The sequence below is a fragment of the Paenibacillus sp. FSL R5-0923 genome (genome assembly GCF_038009145.1).
In the GTDB taxonomy this organism is placed as follows: Bacteria; Bacillota; Bacilli; order Paenibacillales; family Paenibacillaceae; genus Paenibacillus_AQ.
This window is the reverse complement of sequence record NZ_JBBPAT010000001.1, coordinates 4,165,428-4,183,616: the sequence shown is the minus strand read 5'-3', so window position 1 is coordinate 4,183,616 and position 18,189 is coordinate 4,165,428. Positions and strand designations below refer to the sequence as shown.

Sequence of the window (18,189 nt, the reverse complement as noted above, 5' to 3'; positions counted from 1 at the left end):
TATGCATACGACACAAATTCAAATACGGGATCCGTTTATTTTGCGTGTGGACGAGGAGCAGCTATATTATCTTTACGGAACAACCGATGCAAATCCTTGGACTGGGAAGGCTCAAGGATTTCAAGCCTATCGAAGTCATGATTTAGAGGAATGGGAAGGACCGTATTCCGTGTTTACGCCACCACCTGGATTTTGGGCAGAACAACAATTCTGGGCACCAGAGGTACATCTATACCAGGATGCATATTACATGCTCGCTAGCTTCAAGGCAGAAAACAAGCCACGTGGCGTTCAAATTCTAAAAACACAAACACCTTTGGGTCCGTTCGTTCCCATCAGTGAAACACCGATCACACCACCGGACTGGGAATGTCTGGATGGAACCTTGCATATCGACGAAGATCAACAACCGTGGATAGTCTTCTCGCATGAATGGACTCAAATATCAGATGGTGCGATTTGCTGCATGCCGTTATCCATCGATTTACGTCATGCCTTAGCACCGCCGCAGTATATGTTTACGGCATCACAATCAGGCTGGAGCGTATCTAATACAGGGGATGTTATTGTTCATTCAGGTGAAAACTATGTCACAGATGGACCTTTCTTACATCGAACGCTGAGCGGGAAACTTCTGCTGCTGTGGTCAAGCTACTCAAGCTCAGGATATGCAATCGGGCTTGCTAGATCGCAAAGTGGTCATATCCAGGGACCTTGGATTCATGAGCCTCAACCGCTGTTTGCACAGGACGGAGGCCACGGGATGCTGTTTTATACCTGGCAAGACGAGTTAATGCTAACCATTCACCAACCCAATACAGTGAGTTTTGAACGGCCTTGTTTTTTTTCAATGGAAGAGATTGGGGATAGTGTTCGTATCGTCAACAGGATATGAGCAAGACCTGATGCCAGTAAGCTAAAGGCACTCTTACACCTCATTATGCCCATTGCGTTACAGAGTATAAAAAACGTTCACCCATCGATTGATGAGTGAACGTTTTTTTGCTGATAATACCCCTTATTCCTGGGACATTGGTGTTTGGTATACATCGAGACAAATCTTGGTCATCTCATCAATGGATTTTGCAAAGTCGGATTGTATCCATTTGAGGAGAACATTATAGAGGGCCCCCGCTTTAAAGTATATTCGGTACACATTTTCATCGCTTTTGTCGTGAGCAGTAGAGAGCATCATTTCATTCAAGCAATGCAGAATCACATCATCAAATTTTGCGCTTTGAAGTGCTTTGTAGATGTTCCGCTGCTGAAAAACAACTTCAAAAAGCACTCTGATAAATTTTTGAGGTTCTTTAGCTTTGCCTGTTAATTCATTGGTGTAAGGTAAGAGTTTTTGATTAATTTCGAAAATAAGCGAATCGACCAAATCCACCAGGATCTCTTGCTTGGAGGAATAGTTGTTGTAATAGGCCGTTCGAGAGACCCCTGCACGCTTCACAATATCGGTGATGGTGATTTTGTTAAAAGGCTGTTCCTGGATCAAGTATACTAATGCCGTGCAGATGGCTTCTCTTGTCAAACGGTTGGTTTCTTTATTGGAACGATGCTGAGAGGTATTCGGACTGTATAATTCATGATTTGAGATGACATATCCCCTCCGTTTGTACATTCTGGTGTTCGTTTTATTGTTTTACATGAGTCTTTTCAATATGCTAAAACCATAAGGCATTACAAATGTAATGTCAAAATAGTAGTAGATAAAATGGGAGGGCGTCATGTTAGAAAACTTATATAGACGATTGTCAGCGGGGCTGCTTTTGATCCTAGCACTTTGTGCTACGGTATTCATTGGCAAAGAAACGGTAATCTCGATAGTGACCATTACCCTTTTGTTAGCGGAATTAGGCATCTCTTTTTTACTTTTAAAGAAGCGTGAAAAGTTACATGTGGTGTTAATTAGTGCGATGGTGGCAGAAGGGTTGTACTTACTGACAAGAGAATTTTGGCTGCTTGCGCTTTCTATCTTGCTGCTGATCGTAGCGGGCATATGGAGAGGACTCTTTGGACAAAAGGTGCGCAGAAGAGTCACTCCATTGATAGTGGTTCGTAAAGTGTTATTCAGCATTGCTGCTCTTATCGTTACTGCACTTTGGGGTATTGGAATCTATTCAAAACCTATTACAACACCTGTGGCATTAGCAGCTGATGCGGCTGTGACGATCGATGAACGTAAATTGGATTCTGCAGCAGTGATGCTGAAGGATATTGAAGTAATGAATTCTTTTGGAAGCCGTACAACCGGCTCTGAGGGTCATAATCAATTTATTTCATGGCTGGAGCAACAGGTAACAGGTATGGGGCTGAAAGTTTATCGTGATCACTATACTTTTGACCGATGGGAAGAAAAGAGCAGCTCTTTAATGATTGATCAGCAGTCAATTCATGTCTCTTCAGCTTTTCCTTATTCCGGGGAAACTGACGAAAATGGGGTAACAGGGGAGCTGGTATATACGAAGCGTGGTGAGTATGACCAGGCCAGCGGAAAAATTGCTGTCATTGAAATTGAGAATTTCAGAAATTTCCCAAGTGGGATCGTTATGAACATGCGGGATTCCTCTCCAATGGAAAGCCAAATTGCCCCAAATGAAGGCGATCTAGTCCTCACTACAGCTTTAAAAGAAGCTAAATTGGAGCAAGCGAAGGAAATGGGTGTGAAAGCTGTTGTTGTTGTCTGGAAAGGGGTATCCGACGATAAGGTTGAAAAGCAGTATGTGCCTTTTACTACAGCTTATGTTGGAATTCCTGCGATCTGGGTCAATGAAACGGAAGGGAAAAAGGTGATCAGTGCAGCCCAGGAGCACAAAGAAGGTACGGTTATTTTAGAAGCGGAAATACAAAAAAATGCTCCAACAGAATCCTTTTATGTGAAAATTGACGGGAAAAATAAAGATGAAGCGATTATCATAAATACCCATACGGATGGGATAAATGTGGTGGAGGAAAATGGTGCTGTGGGCATGCTGTCCATGATTCGTTACTTACAGCAGGAGCAGCCGGAACGTACGATGATTTTCACCTTTGTGACAGGCCATTTTAGATTACCGGATTTCAAAGGAACTTCTCAGGCGACTTCCACTTGGATGGAGGGGCATCGAGAGCTCTGGGATGGCAAGAAAGGCCATATGAAAGCTGTAGCTGGAATTACGGTTGAGCATTTAGGCAGTATGGAGTGGAAGGACGATGATACGGGTCACTATAGACCAACTGGAAAAATAAGTACAGAATATACCTATGCGGGCAATGAAATGATGGCGTCCATATGGCTGAAAGCTATTGAAAAGTCCGACGGCACACGTACTGTATTATTACGTGGACATAACAAGTTTGAGTTTGGAGAGAGTCAGCCTTTATTTGAAGCAGGGATACCGGTGATTGGCTTCATTCCAATGCCCGACTATCTGCTCGTGGATAGTGAAGACAGAGAGATGGGCAAATTTGATGCAAAGCTCATGAATACACAAATTATATCGTTACTGAAAGCGGTCAAGATAGTGGACGGAACGGAGACGACTAAGCTTGGAAAGTCAGATGGGTATTCTTTTTTCTATGGCCGTACTAAATGATGAATTGGAGATTGGCTGATGATGAAGAACTTAGTACCAAAAAAAAGGAGAAAAAAACTACATGTTGATCAAAAGTGTTAAGGATCTTGAATTACAAGAGTTTACAACTTGCTTTAACGAAGCCTTCTCCGATTATGTAATTCCATTTCATGTTTCTTCGGAGTATTTAGCTGATAAATTTGCAGGTGCGGGAGTTAATTATCAGATGTCGTTTGGTGCTTTTGATCAAGAGAAGCTGGTTGCATTTGTTATGCATGGCATCGGGGATCGTAACGGCGAAAGTACTGCATTTAATACTGGTACAGGAGTCGTTCCTTTATATAGAGGGAGACGGCTAGTCGAACAAATTTATCGTCATGCTCTTCCCATCCTTAAAGAAGCTCATATTCAAAAGTGTTTGCTTGAAGTGATTCAAACGAATGATAAAGCTATAAAAGCGTATACCGCCATAGGATTTCAAATTCATAGAGAATTGGCTTGTTTCAAGGGGCGTATTGATGTCACCCTTCCGGACGATCATAGACATACATTCATTACTATGGTTCGACTGGAAGAATTCGATTGGACATCGGTACATTCTTATTGGAATTTTGAACCTTCTTGGGAACAATCTGTTCATGCAATTTTACGAAATCCGCATTTATACGATGTGGTCACGATAAGGGAAGAGAATAAGATTTGTGGATACGCGGTAATAAAATCGGCCAACGGAGCAGTTGTACAGTTCGGTATTTTGCGAGAAGAAAGAAACCAGGGATTTGGGCGTTCCTTATTCCATTGGATGGGAGAGAGACATTCTATCATCACCGTCAATAATGTAGACAAAAGAGATACAAATTCTATACGTTTCCTTCAAAGTGTTGGTCTTGACGTATACATCGAGCAATATGAAATGGAGAAAGATTTGTCATGACGAAGATGACATTAGCTTTAATTCAAAAACACTGATGATTTGAGTCAGTGTTTTTTTTGTTGCAGAAGGGGGTATATATTAGAGGTTAAAATGAGGAAATATTGTTTTTTTCTAACATCGAAGTAGGAGGAGACTTGTGAAATCATATATACGCTATTGAATCAATAGCTCTTTTGGGTTCTTTTTATGTTATTCACTGAGTTGTCAGAAAGATTTGACCCTTTCTTGAACATTTAGGGATTAAGAGATATCTGTGATTGAATTACTTGCAATTTAAGATAAGATGATTTTAATCATTAGGTCACGTTATTAATTTGACTGCTCAGTATCAGGTAAATCAGGCTCGCCAACTCTTGCTTTGTGAAATTTTTCTCTTTTTACATAGCAAAGAACGAGGAACGTCATACTAAAACGAACAGGCAACGATGTCGCTGAGCCCTGCTAAACCTGATATTGAATGCAGCCCCAGAATTAGCCGGCCTAATCATAAGCATCAAGTTATGACGAAAAATGAACAGCGTTTGAAGGGAGCAGTAAAGAATGGCAATTGATACGGTGCTATGGAGCAGGCTGGTGACAGGCTTGACTCTCGGGTTCCACGTTATTTTTGCGACGATTGGCGTCGGTATACCGCTAATGATCGCTATTGCAGAGTTCATCGGGATCCGCAAAAAGGATCCCCATTATACACTTATGGCAAAGAGATGGTCTCGGGGATTTGTCATTTCTGTAGCGGTTGGTGTCGTGACCGGTACAGCCATATCACTACAATTAGCCCTGGTATGGCCGAATTTTATGAAACTGGCTGGGAATGTGATTGCACTTCCGTTATTCATGGAAGTGTTCGCGTTCTTTTTTGAGGCCATCTTCCTGGGCATTTATTTGTATACGTGGGATCGGTTTAAAAATCCGTATATCCATTGGCTGTTGACGATTCCGATTGTCGCCGGGGCAGGCATGTCTGCCGTTTTTATTACGACGGTGAACGGATTCATGAACCAGCCTGGAGGCTTTGTCATGGAAGCGGGCCAATTCACAGCGATTGACCCGGTGCAAGCGATGCTGAATACGGCGACCTTTTCCAAGGTGTTCCATGTATTAAGCTCGGCCTATTTGACAGGAGCTGCCTTGTTAGCCGGGATTGCAGCCTTTGCGATGCTGAGAAAAGGAGTGTCCGCATACCACAAAAAATCCTTGAATCTCATGATGGCGGTCGTTTTGCTGTTCAGCTTGCTGAACACATTAGCTGGTGATGTGTCCGCCAAGTTTTTGGCCGAGCATCAGCCAGAGAAGCTTGCAGCGGCAGAGTGGCATTTTGAGACGGGTAGCGGTGTGGACTTGGTTCTAATGGGATGGCTGAATGCAGAGCATGAAGTGATAGGGGCTCTTCATTTGCCGAAAGTGCTCAGCTTCCTGGCCTTTGGAGACTTTAATGCGGAGGTAACGGGGCTGGAGGAATTCCCCAAGGAAGAATGGCCACCGCTTCTTGTTCACTACCTGTTTGATTTAATGGCTGGAATCGGATTTGCTCTGCTCGCGATTTCGGTCCTGTACTTCCTGTTTGTGTTCTGGAAAAAACGCAATGTGCTTAACAAGTGGATGCTTGGCATCATCGCACTGATCGCACCGCTCGCTTTTCTAGCTGTAGAGCTGGGCTGGTTTTATGCAGAGGTTGGGCGACAGCCGTGGATTATCCGTGGATATATGCGTGTAGAGGAGGCTGCCACGACTTCACCGAATGTAAGAATTATATTCTTCGCCTTATTGCTCTTGTACATCGTACTCGGCAGTATGTGTGTAATCGTGCTAAGACGTTTGTTCAACAATAATCCGGCAGAAGTTGAGATGGAGAAATGGATGAAGGAACATCCTAATCAATCTGTGGAAAAGGGGGGCACTGAATGATGAGTTACGAAATAATTGGCATCTCGGTGCTCTGGCTGTTCTTGTACGGCTATTTAATTATAGCTTCCATTGATTTCGGAGCGGGATTCTTCGCCTTTTATGCCCGTTTGACGAAGCAGGATCATCTCATTAATCGTCTGATTTCCCGATATTTATCACCCGTATGGGAGATTACAAATGTATTTTTTATCTTTTTCTATATTGGCATCGTCGGATTTTTTCCGGACACAGCCTATTATTATGGCTCCGCGCTGCTTGTTCCGGGAAGTATTGCAGTTATTCTTCTTGCGATTCGCGGTTCGTTCTACGCTTTTGAAAATTATGGTTCCAAGAAAAACATAGTATATCTTTTTTTGTACGGAGCTACAGGTCTGCTTATTCCGGCTTCGTTGTCAGTGGCACTTACTTTGTCTGAAGGCGGCTTTATTGTGAAGCAGGCTGAGACGGTTTCTCTGGATTACTGGGCGCTGTTTACCAATCCGTTATCGTGGAGCATCGTTGGACTGGCAATCGTGTCCGTTTTGTTCATAAGCGGCTCATTTCTGACTTTTTACGCATCTCGTGCAGAGGATCATTCCGCGTTGAAGCTGATGCGGAACTACGCCCTGTTTTGGAGCACACCGACGATAATTCTCGCACTGACAGCATTTATCTATTTGGGTCAACACAATGAGCGGCATTTTCAAAATATGATGGATTTATGGTGGCTCTTGGCACTTTCCGTTGCTTTCTTCATGATCGCGATGTGGCTGTTATATAACGGACGCCGTTACGGATTAGCTTTCATATGCATCATGCTGCAATTTTTCTGTGCCTTTTTCGCTTATGGGATTGGGCAATACCCTTATATTCTCGATCCGTATATCACGATTCAGAGCAGTGCAACTTCACCAGCAATGGGCTTAGCGTTAGTTGTTGTGTTTATCGGCGGTCTGTGCCTGTTGATCCCATCCCTTATTCTGGTCTTCAAGCTCTTCCTGTTTGATGCGGATTATGTAAAAGGGAAAAAATAAAGCTAATTGATCCATTACGGCGTGTATGAGGTTTCTCTACAAGCCTATATATAAAGGAGGTGTGATCTGTGCCGAGGAAATCCAGTCTGATTTCTCAACAAATGTCTTCACAAAGAAAAAATATGGCCCTCCTCGCGATCCTTTCGCTCGCGCTTGGTACAGCTATTGTGAGTCAGGCTGGACTGCTTGCTGAAGCAGTCCAACGGATTTTTGTGGAGAGAGCTTCATTTTCATCGGTTATCCTGTTGCTCGGCATTCTTCTGGCTGTTATGGCTGTACGCACATTGTTGTCATATGGAAACGGTAAAGTTGGCTTGCGTATGGCTGCCACTGCCAAGACAAATATGCGCGCAGCCGTGCTGCAAAACTTGACCCATGCTTCCATGCCTTCCACCCTTCGTGGACAGACGGGAGGCAAGGTCAGTATTGCTCTTGATGCTGTGGATGAGGCTGATAGTTATTTCAGTCAGTACATGCCGCGTATGATGGAAGCTGCTATCATCCCGATTCTGATTTTGGTCGTTACATTTATCCAACATGCCAACACAGGTTTCATTCTATTATTTACAGCTCCATTCATCCCGCTATTCATGATTTTGGTAGGGCTGAAAACGAAGAACAAATCCGAAGAAAAATATGCGCAGCTGGCCGAGTTTTCAGGTACTTTTCTGGATTCTCTTCAAGGGCTGGTGACGTTAAAAATATTTGGACGGGCACACCGTCAGCAACAGAAAATTGAACACAGTAGCCTTAGTTACCGTGATGCCACAATGGGCATTTTGAAGATTGCGTTTACGAATACCTTCATGCTGGAATCGATCGTGATGCTAAGCATTGGCATTGTCGCTCTTGAGCTGGCCATCCAATTGCTTGTTTTCAAATCTATGACGTTCCACACCGCCTTTCTCGTGTTGTTGCTCGTTCCCGAGTTTTACAACCTTTTAAAGAATACGGGAACGGCCTTTCACAGTGGCCGGACAAGTATGGGTGCGGTTCGTAAGGTGGAACAGATGCTTGAAGAACCGGCAGGGGAGAGCAGGGACGCGAATAGCGTTGAAGAAGCATTAACAACCGATGGACTCGACGAGATCGACAGCATGGATAGAGTCGACAGGGGAAGCAAATTGGAAATTGCAAATTCCAATGATCTTTCAGTACCGCCATCCATGGAAATAAATCATCTTCAGTTTCAATATGCTCCAGATTCATTCAAGCTTGAGACGGGTCGGATCCAGTTTAAACCGGGAGAACATATTGCGATTGTAGGTAAAAGTGGTTCCGGTAAAACGACTTTGCTCCATCTCATTGCCGGTCTGCTAAAACCAGAATCTGGAACGCTTCTGGTGAATGGTAGTCCACTCTCGCAATACGATGAAACTGAATGGTTCGAACATGTTAGCTACATTACACAGCATCCGTATATTTTTGCAGGCACATTTTCTGAAAATATTGCGATTGGTGCTCGTGGGAGCATCTCCAGGGCAGAAATTGAGCGGGCGGGGGAGGAAGCAGGACTCACTGCGCTTACAGCCCAATTGGAGCATGGATTTGATACCTTTGTTGGTGAAGGAGGCAGGGGACTGTCTGGTGGGGAAAAGCAACGGCTTGCCTTAGCACGCGCTTTTTTGAAGCGTCCTGCTATCATTTTGTTTGATGAACCCACAGTTGGACTGGATTTGCACACCGAGCGGGTACTGCAACGCTCCATAGCCAAACTGGCAAAAACGGCTACGATGATTACGGTGGCTCACCGATTATATACGATTCAACAAGCCGACAAGATTTTGTTTATGGACAATGGAGTGTTGGTGGACTCCGGACGGCATGAAGAGCTTCTGGGGCGCCTGCCTCAATATGCCGAGATGATTGATGTAGAGCGGAAAGGGGGGATATCCTCATGAATGAACTGGCCGTTCTGTCAAAGGCGATGATTCAGGAGCGTAAGGATATCATTCTTTCGATTTTGGGTGGATTTATCGCCGGCATAGCCGGTGTGGCACTCTTTTCTGCGAGCGGGTATCTAATTTCGCAAACGGTATTTGCGCCGCCGCTTTATACTTTAATTGTACTCACCTCGATGGTCAAACTGCTTGGTCTGCTTCGGGCGGCGAGTCGTTATGGAGAACGCTTATATTCTCACCGGGCGACATTCTCCATGCTTAGCCGTTTACGTACATCCTTTTTTGCCAAGCTTATTCCTTTAACGCCTGGTATATTGAACAAAAATCGAAGCGGGGATCTGCTTGCGCGGATCGTTGGGGATGTCGAAAGTTTACAAAATTATTTCTTGCGAGTCGCTTATCCTCCGATCATGGTCGTCATGGTGTTTTTGGCTACGGTGCTGTTTACTTCTACCTATTCGATCTGGATTGCCGTTTTGTTTGTATTAGGTATGCTGATAACGGCATTCGTTGTACCGGGAATTGTGTTACTCGGGCAGCGGAGAATACATGGACGCGTTCGTGAGCAGAGGGCGCAGCTGTCCACGGAAGTTACAGAAGTGTTGTACGGTTTCCGGGATTTAAAAGTATACGGTCAATTGGCACAGCGGGAGGAGCAGCTTCAGCACGCTTCCGCTGTATTGGCAACTGAACAGCAACGAGCAGCCGGGCACTTGTTGCGCGGGCAATCGATGCACACTTTTGTTACGTTTCTCGTTTCCTGGGGAGTGCTGACGCTCGGCGCCTATTTAATTATGGAAGGAGCGCTTGCAGGCGTATTTCTTGCCATGTTGGTTATGGCATCACAAACCGTATTTGAAGAAGCGACGGCTATGGCCACATTACCCGCGTATAAAGAGGATAGCGAACACGCAGCCAAACGACTGACGGAAACAGTTCAGACCTTTGATGAGCAGTCTTCGCAGCCAAGTGGCACATTGTCAGTTGAACATGCCGTTACGATGGAGCTATCCGATGTTACGTTTCAATATGAAGGGGAGTGGAGACCGGCGCTCAGGGATGTTTCCCTGCACATTTTACCTGGCTCCAAAACGGCGATTGTCGGGCCGAGTGGGTCAGGAAAATCAACAATTATCGAATTGCTGCTCAAACTGCGAACACCAACGGCTGGAGATATACGATTAAACGGCACTTCGGTGAAGGAACTGGATGAGACGAGCATTTGGCAAACGGCTAATGTAGTGTTTCAGCAAAGTCATTTTTTCCGGGGAACGATCCGGGAAAACCTGCTGCTAAATGGAGAAGAACATACTGACGAACAATTGTTGGATGTGCTAGCTAAAATGCAGCTGCCCGATACATCGTTGACCGATATGGTGTATGAAAAAGGGGAGAATCTGTCAGACGGCGAGAAGCAGCGGTTGGCTCTGGCGCGAGCGATGCTCCGCAAAGGACGGGTATGGCTTCTGGACGAACCAACTTCATCGCTGGATTATGTGACAGAGCATCACGTTTTGAAGCATCTCTACGCACAGGCGGCTAATGATACGCTTCTCATGATTTGTCATCGGCTAACCGGATTGGAAGAGATGGACCGGATTGTGGTCATGGACCAAGGCAAGGTAGTCGAAACGGGTTCCTATTCGGAGTTGATGGGGCAAAAAGGCTATTTTTATGAGATGAAACAAATCGAACAGCAAATGATCGGAGAAGTTGGAGTGTGATGTTTTGAAAAGTAGAAACAGTCATGGACTGAATAGGAAAGTCCAGACTGTTTCTGCATTTTTTCGCTTAACGTTTCGAGATAGATTTTCTGCCAGCAGCAGGCCGTACAACTCGAAGACCTTTAATAGGAGAGGTACTCCGGCCAACATTCTTCTTTTTACCAGGAACTGCCGTGTTGACATTTAAAAACTTAGATTGACTTTGAATATTACTAGATACAATATTAACTGTATAATTTCTGAAGTTACCAATACTGATTTTTCTCAATCCTAGCCTTCTACAAAGCGGAGCATCACAGTAACCTGCGCCACCACAAAGTTTGAAAGCATTTTGCGGTAGAGTAAGATAGTTAACACCTGACCATACAAGACTCCTATCTGTAGATTCAGCATAGTAATATATCTCTCGATTGTTGACTGCCCCACTCAATACCTCTACCGTTTGACCTGGATTTATTGTGTACCAACCTACCGCTTCATACCAGCTGGGCCAAGGTATCAAGGGGTTAGAGCCCTGATTACAGCTTGCAGAGGAGTAATATGCGAAGGCAACATATACAGTTAAACTCGTATTGTTACGAAAACTAAGTCCCATTGCATTCAGCTCCCTTCTTGTTAATAGAATAAAGTATGCAGTTTAATAGGAGAAGGAAATGGACAGCAAGAGAAACAATTTCGAATCGATTGGGCTGCTCATGAGTAAACTGACGATTTGGATTTATGAAGTTCTAGCACTACTTATTACAGTTTTATTTCAACAATCGTACCAAGATGAATATCTAAAACAAAAGACTGATTAATTCTCTTGCGGTGTCCAGAAAGCCATTTTATGGCTGTTTAGGGCACCTTTCGTTTTTTATATAAGATTTAGGTAAACACCAAAATCCGTTTTTTCTTTGAATCTACTACAGAAAATGTGATGATACATAGTCTTGATATTCCTAAGGTTTATGAAGAAGATGAACGCATTTATGCTGTGTAGGGGGTTGCAGGCTTTGTCTATGATGCGGCTCTAACTGACTATGAATTTTCACATACAACAAAAGAAAAAAATATTTAAAGTAAGTAACTATGGCTTAATACATAAACAATTGCTGTCACATTTTGGGTCGAGCTCTTCGTTGTATAGAGTGAAAGGGGGGGAGACAGCTTGAATGATACGGAGTTAAGTCAGATCATTGCAGATGTGTTGGATGGGGACACAGAAAAATTCGAAAAAATCATGGAGGTTTATCAAAAACCGATTTTTCTCTACTGTTATCATATGCTGGGCAATTACGCCGAAGCCGAGGATAACGCACAGGAAGTATTTTTGAAGACATTCCGCACCATGAAGAAATATACCCAATATCAAATAGATTTTGGCGCCTGGGTATACAAGATTGCCTACCATCAATGTATCGACATCATCCGTAAGCGAAAGTTGGTGAAATATTTGCCTTTCTTTTACCAGGATGAGAAAGAAAATAATGAAGTCGACTTGCATATTGAAGCCAACTATTTTGATGAATCCGTACATCAAGCCATGGCAAAATTATCGGCGGAAGAGCGTAATTTGTTAATCTTACGTTGTGTCGAGGATAAAAGCTACCAGGAGATCGGATTGATTCTCGGCAAAAACAGTGCCAGCCTTCGTAAAAAATACGAACGTGCATCTGCAAAATTTCGAAAGTATTATGCTCAAGTGAAGGGAGTGGGAGTGTATGAATATGGACAGGGATCGGGATTTGAAAAAACTGTTTGATGACCCGCGCATTCCCGACGCCGACTTGACAGGAAAAGTAATGAGAATATTACATGCTAAGCCAAAAGAAAAGGAGAGGTTTTTTATGAAATATAAAGTTGTTTTGACTGCGTGTGTAGGGATGATGTTAATGGCCTCCACAGGTTATGCGGCAGTTCAATATCATTCTTTGACGAATAAGGATGGCGAAGTCGTATATGAGACTAAATCGACGAAAGATTACGGAAAAACAGAATCGAAAGATGAGATAGAGCGTTACAAGGCATTTTATGAACTTAAGGATAAGGCGCTAAAGAACGGGGAAGCTGGGCTGTTCTATATGGTTGCCAATAATCCGAATCATGAAACAATTCTTGGAACGAAGGTGACTATCTTCCAAGATCTTTCTCAATTGAGAGATAAGATTACGGATAAATCCATTAAGATCGCAGACAAAGTCAATGGAAATTATACATTCCAAAAGGCGGACGTAATCTTTAAAAATGCTCAGGAAGTGAATCCTCCTTCTTCGGAAGAAAAAAAGAAAATGGCAGAAAAGCTGAGAAAGCAGGCGGAAGAATCCAATCAGGGATATGCCATGATGCCGGTTGAAATGACAGATCAGTTTTTCCTTCTCTTTGCTACGTATCAAAATGGCGAAGATAAAATCGGGGTTAATATCACTAATCTGAGTGGAATGAGCGATCCTACAATGTATATTGACGAGAAGGTTGAATTTAAGCAGGAGAAGGTTCAAGTGAAGGGAGTAGAAATGCTGCATACAGAATTTGCTCCTTCGCAGACGCACGAGCTGAAATGGGTATACGAGAGCCCAGACAAAAAGGTGAAATACGCCTATACTTTACGTGGAGACATAAATAAAGTAAGCAAAGAAACCCTAATGAAACTTGCCGAAGGCTATTTGGAATAATAATTCTAAAACAACGGGAATCTTCTCCAAATCTAGTTGGGGTTGATCATAATCGGTTCTAAGCGCCCATTTAATTCCGTTGAACAATTCAAAAAAACGGCCGCTGTTCGCATCGTTTGCGACAGGGCCGTTTTTTGTTTTTCATAGGTTTGCTGTAAATTGCTATTCTTGCCAAACACTCATAGGGTCCCATGGCTTGATCTGATTGCCATATTTTCCAGCCAAAAAAGCTTTCATGTCTTCCAGCTTAGCAGGCACTTCGTTCCAAATTGGAAAGGGGGGTAACCCTCGTTTGCTTTTCAATAGGATATCCACTGTAACATACAAGCGTTCTGGCTGAATCCAATGAAGGAAGCGGGAAATATCAATTTGCTTGGTCAGGGACAAGGCATCAATTTCGTCATTGTAATGCTTGTTGAACTCGCTGATCAAGTTCAGGAGGTAGTCTCTCTGCTCCTTCACGAAGTCCAGGCCGCAGATGGCGCCATGTCCTGGAATAACGATTTCGGGTTTAATTTCATCAATAATGCGGTCAAGCACTTTAACCCAATTGTGGGTTCCCTCTTCGCTGTATGCCGTACACCCGTTAAACACGACATCGCCGGCGAACAGCACTTTTTCTTTAGGCATCCACAGCAGCAAGTCACTGTCAGAGTGGGCCGGAGCTACGTTGTAAATCATAACTTCCGTATCGCCAAGACGGATGTTGATATCGTCCTTTATCTCAATATTCGGGAGCACCCATTCTACGCCTTCCAGGTCGAATCCTTCAAATTCTGCTGCAAAAAACCGCTCGCCCGAAGTCGATTCCGGAGAATCCTTTCCTCTTCTGATGACGTTATCCATCCAGGCGATATTTTCGGTGAGACGCTCTCTGGACGCTTCCTTGTGCATAATAATGCAAGCATCTTCAAACACTTTGTTTCCCCAGGCATGATCACTGTTATAGTGCGAGTTCACCACATATGCGGGAGAGCCACCGTTACTTACTTCCTTAAAAGCCTCCCGCATTTCCCGTGCATGGAACAAATCGAAGAACGTGTCATACACCAGCCCTTCACCCTTGTTGATGAACCCGGCATTGGCCCAACTGATGCCGCGATACGGCGAAATACCGGCAAAGACGCCATCTGCGACTTCAAAAAATTTAACGCGAGGTTTTTGGATAATACGTCCATACTTCATGAAAATTCTCCTTTGCGTATATGTTTTTGGGGTAAAGCATGCCTTTATTATAGAGAGTGGAAAACATAATTGCAAGCATGTACTTGCATGCATTTGCTCCATGTAATATGATGTAACAGAACAACATCACACTACATGTATGGAGGCGCTGCAACATGAAGCTAGTAACCTTTCAAACCAAAATATCCCAGGAACCTTTGTTTGGGCTTGTAATTAACGAGAAATTTGTCGTGTCTTTTGCCGCAATCATGAAAAAGCAGGGAACATTCGTTGACAGTCTTGAAAGTATGGACAGCTATCTTCATTATTTGCCGGCAAGTTATGATGCCGCTAAGGAAATGATGCAATATGCTGTCGAACAGTTGCATCAATTCAATGAAAATGAAATCAGCCCGATTGCAGCGGTAAACCTGCTACCGCCGGTTCCGAATCCGGCTGCGCTTATCGATTTCGGGCTGACGCCAAGACATCTGAGAAATGCTGGCGTAAATCTGCTGCAAAGAGAATATACAGGGCCGGAAAGAGAAGAGCTTACACGTAAAATTTCCGAAAAATTCCAGAAAGATCTGAATAAAGTAACTTTCAGTTATTATAAGTGTAACCATAATGCATTAATTGGCGATGGGGATACGATTCATTGGCCTTCGTACTCTTCCTACCTGGATATCGAGCCGGAGCTGGCCTTTGTTACAGGGAAGGGGAACTGCATTGCAGGTTATGTTATTTTTAACGACAGTACTGTCCGCGATGTGCAGTGGCCGGATTTCCAGGCGATGACCGGACCGACGCGCTGCAAAGATTTCGATCGCAGCAAAGGAATAGGACCATTTCTGGTAACGCCGGATGAAATCGACAACCCGCTGGCACTGGATGTGGATGTACGCATCGGGGAGAGACTGCACTGGAAGGGAAGCACATCCGAGTATTCTGCACACCCTGCAAAAGTGATGGAGGAGATTCTCAAAGTTTTCACGCCACTCCCGGGCACAATTATAGGAATGGGGACGATACCGGATTGCTGCGCAATCGAGACCGAAGAATGGCTGTTGCCCTCTGACCGAATCCAGATTACATTTGATAAATTAGGCACGCTCACGCAATTGGTGCCTGATCATGTCAAGATTACGGAACCAAGCCGCTGGGAAAAAAGAAGTGATTTGCCTTAAAAAAACGTTTATCAAAATGATGAACCCCGACCCTGCTGCATATGCAAAACTTGTAGTAGAATAGGATTAACATATGCAAAAGGAGAAATACAATGCAAACTTCAGACAGAATCATTGAAGCCGCGACACAGCTCATCAAAAAGAATGGCTATCGGGGAGTAAGCACCAAAGCCATTGCAACGGAAGCTAAAGTCAATGAATCTACGATTTTTCGGCAATTTGGAAGCAAGCAAGGCATATTGGAAGCCATCATTGAAAGACATTCGGATATCCCGCAATTTGAGAAGCTGTTAAAAGAGGACGCGACCGATAATCCGGAAGTTGATCTGCTGAATGTAAGCCAGCAGTACCGTTTGTTTTTCCATAAAAATGCGGACATCATTTTGATTGGCATCCGCGACAAAGGAATGCTTCCCGAATTAGACAGAGTGCTAGCCGATCCGCCGGCGAAGCTTCACTCCTTGCTGGTTGAATATTTTCAACGCTTGCAGAATAAAAAAGTTATAGCCAGACAGGATGAGCGCCTTGTCGCAATGTCTTTTCTCTCGATGTGCTACGGATTTCAGATGAGCGAGCTGATTCACCGGCAATATCAATCCCAACTCGTCACCGAGGAAGAGTTCTACAAGCACAGTGTCTCATTGTTTGTTAAAGGAATTTTGGCTCAGTCATAAGCACTATTGATTTATTTAATGAGAAGTCTAAACTTACGAGAACGGGCTGAGGCTGGAAACTCGGTGTTACTATCCATTCATCTAATGGAAGAGCATGCAGCGACGGTTGATGATGTGATGATTATTAAGCATGGAACAATCGTTGCTGATGGAACATTGGAGAAGTAAAAGGTAATCCTTCCACGCTGGAGGATGCCTTTTTTGCTCATGAATGTAGTTTTTAGTAATGGAAAATAAAATACGTGGATGCATTATATAAAAAACATGTCTCATTAAATTAAGCCCAATTTTTTCTAGGGCTTTTTTTGTTTGAGACCTCAGGATTGTATTTGGTCTATACTCAAACTTTCGAGTCAGAGTTATTGTACAGCTTTAAATCAAGACAATCATGCCTATTGTATTGGAATTATCCAAGGCTGTACTTACTTAAAATCTTATAAGAAATTCTTGAAATCACAGAAATTTATTCGGGTAGTGGGATGCTATTATACAAATATAAATAAAGACGAGGTGATGATATGCAAGCAAAATTGGCAGCGGACGCCATTCCCCTCACCAAAAAGCGAAATTCATGGATAAGAACGATAAAAAAGTATAAAGTGATGTACGCTCTCTTGTTCCCGGCATTACTTTACTTTGCCGTTTTCAAATACGTTCCTATGGCGGGAATCATTATTGCTTTTAAAAACTATAACCTAGCATTGGGACTATGGGATAGTCCATGGGTGGGATTTAGAAATTTTACAGATTTTATGAACGGCGTTTATTTCTGGGACATCATGAGAAATACGATAATCATATCGCTGTATAAGCTATTGTTCGGTTTCTCAGCTCCTATCATACTTGCTTTGCTGCTCAATGAAGTTTATACCCAATGGTTTAAGAAAATCGTACAAACGATCACTTATTTACCCCACTTTCTATCATGGGTCATTGTTTATGGAATGATGGTGGCATTATTAGCCCCAGGGGATGGTCTTTTTAACATGATTTTGAAGGAAGCTGGAGTTGAACCCATCTCATTCCTAACGGAACCTGCCTGGGGCAGACTGCTGATCATCTTATCTGAAATATGGAAGGATATTGGATGGGGAGCGATATTGTACCTTGCAGCACTAGCAGGAATCGATCCAAGCTTATATGAAGCGGCTAGAATTGATGGCGCTTCCAAATGGAGACAGCTATGGCATGTAACACTTCCCGGCATTCGAGGCGTGATGATTCTGATGCTGATCCTTAAATTAAGCCATATTCTGGATGCTGGTTTTGACCAAATATTCATGTTTGCCAACAGCTTTAATCAGGAGAAGATCGACATTATCGACACATGGGTATACCGTGAAGGGCTCGAGCGACTTAAGATTGGCTTGGCTACTGCTGTGGGATTGTTTAAAGCGGTCATCGGATTTGTTTTAGTGTTGGCAGCGAATAAGCTCGCCAAAAAATTCGATGGGCAAATTTGGTGAGGTGGTT

Annotated in this window: 17 protein-coding genes; 14 read left to right on the top strand and 3 right to left on the bottom strand. The window is 43.5% G+C overall.

Going from position 1 to position 18,189, the window contains the following annotated elements:
• Nucleotide 1: 1 nt before the first annotated feature.
• Nucleotides 2-895, top strand: coding sequence for a glycoside hydrolase family 43 protein (locus MKX35_RS18750; protein WP_076299831.1), 894 nt, complete (start codon nt 2-4; stop codon nt 893-895).
• 123 nt (nt 896-1,018) lie between these two features.
• On the opposite strand, the gene MKX35_RS18745 is transcribed toward MKX35_RS18750, so the two are convergent.
• Nucleotides 1,019-1,627 carry a TetR/AcrR family transcriptional regulator gene (locus MKX35_RS18745; RefSeq protein WP_076299832.1) on the bottom strand — a complete coding sequence of 203 codons (609 nt, stop codon included), beginning with the start codon at nt 1,625-1,627 and terminating at the stop codon, nt 1,019-1,021.
• 106 nt (nt 1,628-1,733) lie between these two features.
• On the opposite strand from MKX35_RS18745, the gene MKX35_RS18740 reads away from it, so the two are divergent.
• The 6 genes from MKX35_RS18740 to cydC all read left to right on the top strand — a co-directional run bounded on the left by MKX35_RS18740 (nt 1,734) and on the right by cydC (nt 11,037).
• Nucleotides 1,734-3,581, top strand: coding sequence for a hypothetical protein (locus tag MKX35_RS18740; protein WP_076299833.1), 1,848 nt, complete (start codon nt 1,734-1,736; stop codon nt 3,579-3,581).
• 61 nt (nt 3,582-3,642) lie between these two features.
• Nucleotides 3,643-4,494, top strand: a complete 852-nt coding sequence (locus tag MKX35_RS18735) for a GNAT family N-acetyltransferase (RefSeq protein WP_076283694.1) — start codon at nt 3,643-3,645, stop codon at nt 4,492-4,494.
• Nucleotides 4,495-5,034: 540 nt separating this feature from the next.
• A complete protein-coding gene (locus MKX35_RS18730; RefSeq protein ID WP_076283693.1) occupies nt 5,035-6,399 on the top strand; it encodes a cytochrome ubiquinol oxidase subunit I in 1,365 nt (454 codons plus the stop codon).
• Nucleotides 6,396-7,412, top strand: coding sequence for a cytochrome d ubiquinol oxidase subunit II (locus tag MKX35_RS18725; protein WP_042188427.1), 1,017 nt, complete (start codon nt 6,396-6,398; stop codon nt 7,410-7,412). The genes MKX35_RS18730 and MKX35_RS18725 overlap by 4 nt, the downstream gene beginning before the upstream one ends.
• A gap of 101 nt (nt 7,413-7,513) precedes the next feature.
• Nucleotides 7,514-9,313 (top strand): thiol reductant ABC exporter subunit CydD, encoded by a 1,800-nt coding sequence (cydD, locus tag MKX35_RS18720; protein ID WP_371915718.1) that lies wholly within the window; start codon nt 7,514-7,516, stop codon nt 9,311-9,313.
• A complete protein-coding gene (gene cydC, locus MKX35_RS18715) occupies nt 9,310-11,037 on the top strand; it encodes a thiol reductant ABC exporter subunit CydC (RefSeq protein WP_076299834.1) in 1,728 nt (575 codons plus the stop codon). Before cydD ends, cydC begins: the two co-directional genes overlap by 4 nt.
• Nucleotides 11,038-11,104: 67 nt before the next feature.
• On the opposite strand, the gene MKX35_RS18710 is transcribed toward cydC, so the two are convergent.
• Nucleotides 11,105-11,632, bottom strand: a complete 528-nt coding sequence (locus MKX35_RS18710; protein WP_076283691.1) for a DUF1036 domain-containing protein — start codon at nt 11,630-11,632, stop codon at nt 11,105-11,107.
• 58 nt (nt 11,633-11,690) lie between these two features.
• On the opposite strand from MKX35_RS18710, the gene MKX35_RS18705 reads away from it, so the two are divergent.
• From MKX35_RS18705 to MKX35_RS18695, 3 genes are all read left to right on the top strand, one after another.
• Nucleotides 11,691-11,837: a hypothetical protein gene (locus MKX35_RS18705; RefSeq protein WP_179085726.1), complete on the top strand. Its 147-nt coding sequence runs from the start codon at nt 11,691-11,693 to the stop codon at nt 11,835-11,837.
• A 350-nt stretch (nt 11,838-12,187) separates the two neighbouring features.
• Entirely contained in the window at nt 12,188-12,781 is a 594-nt protein-coding gene (locus MKX35_RS18700) for an RNA polymerase sigma factor (protein ID WP_076299835.1), read from the top strand.
• Nucleotides 12,782-12,866: 85 nt separating this feature from the next.
• Nucleotides 12,867-13,691 (top strand): hypothetical protein, encoded by an 825-nt coding sequence (locus MKX35_RS18695; protein ID WP_076299836.1) that lies wholly within the window; start codon nt 12,867-12,869, stop codon nt 13,689-13,691.
• A gap of 162 nt (nt 13,692-13,853) precedes the next feature.
• Here the strand turns inward: MKX35_RS18695 and MKX35_RS18690 are convergent, their stop codons facing one another.
• Entirely contained in the window at nt 13,854-14,876 is a 1,023-nt protein-coding gene (locus MKX35_RS18690; RefSeq protein WP_076299837.1) for an MBL fold metallo-hydrolase, read from the bottom strand.
• A gap of 155 nt (nt 14,877-15,031) precedes the next feature.
• On the opposite strand from MKX35_RS18690, the gene MKX35_RS18685 reads away from it, so the two are divergent.
• The 4 genes from MKX35_RS18685 (at nt 15,032) to MKX35_RS18670 (ending at nt 18,182) form a co-directional block, all read left to right on the top strand.
• Nucleotides 15,032-16,042 (top strand): fumarylacetoacetate hydrolase family protein, encoded by a 1,011-nt coding sequence (locus MKX35_RS18685; RefSeq protein WP_076299838.1) that lies wholly within the window; start codon nt 15,032-15,034, stop codon nt 16,040-16,042.
• Between the two features lie 92 nt (nt 16,043-16,134).
• Nucleotides 16,135-16,716 carry a TetR/AcrR family transcriptional regulator gene (locus MKX35_RS18680; protein WP_076299839.1) on the top strand — a complete coding sequence of 194 codons (582 nt, stop codon included), beginning with the start codon at nt 16,135-16,137 and terminating at the stop codon, nt 16,714-16,716.
• Between the two features lie 18 nt (nt 16,717-16,734).
• Nucleotides 16,735-16,884: a hypothetical protein gene (locus MKX35_RS18675; protein ID WP_231573272.1), complete on the top strand. Its 150-nt coding sequence runs from the start codon at nt 16,735-16,737 to the stop codon at nt 16,882-16,884.
• A gap of 350 nt (nt 16,885-17,234) precedes the next feature.
• Nucleotides 17,235-18,182, top strand: a complete 948-nt coding sequence (locus MKX35_RS18670) for an ABC transporter permease (protein WP_042188436.1) — start codon at nt 17,235-17,237, stop codon at nt 18,180-18,182.
• The last annotated feature ends 7 nt before the right edge of the window (nt 18,183-18,189 follow it).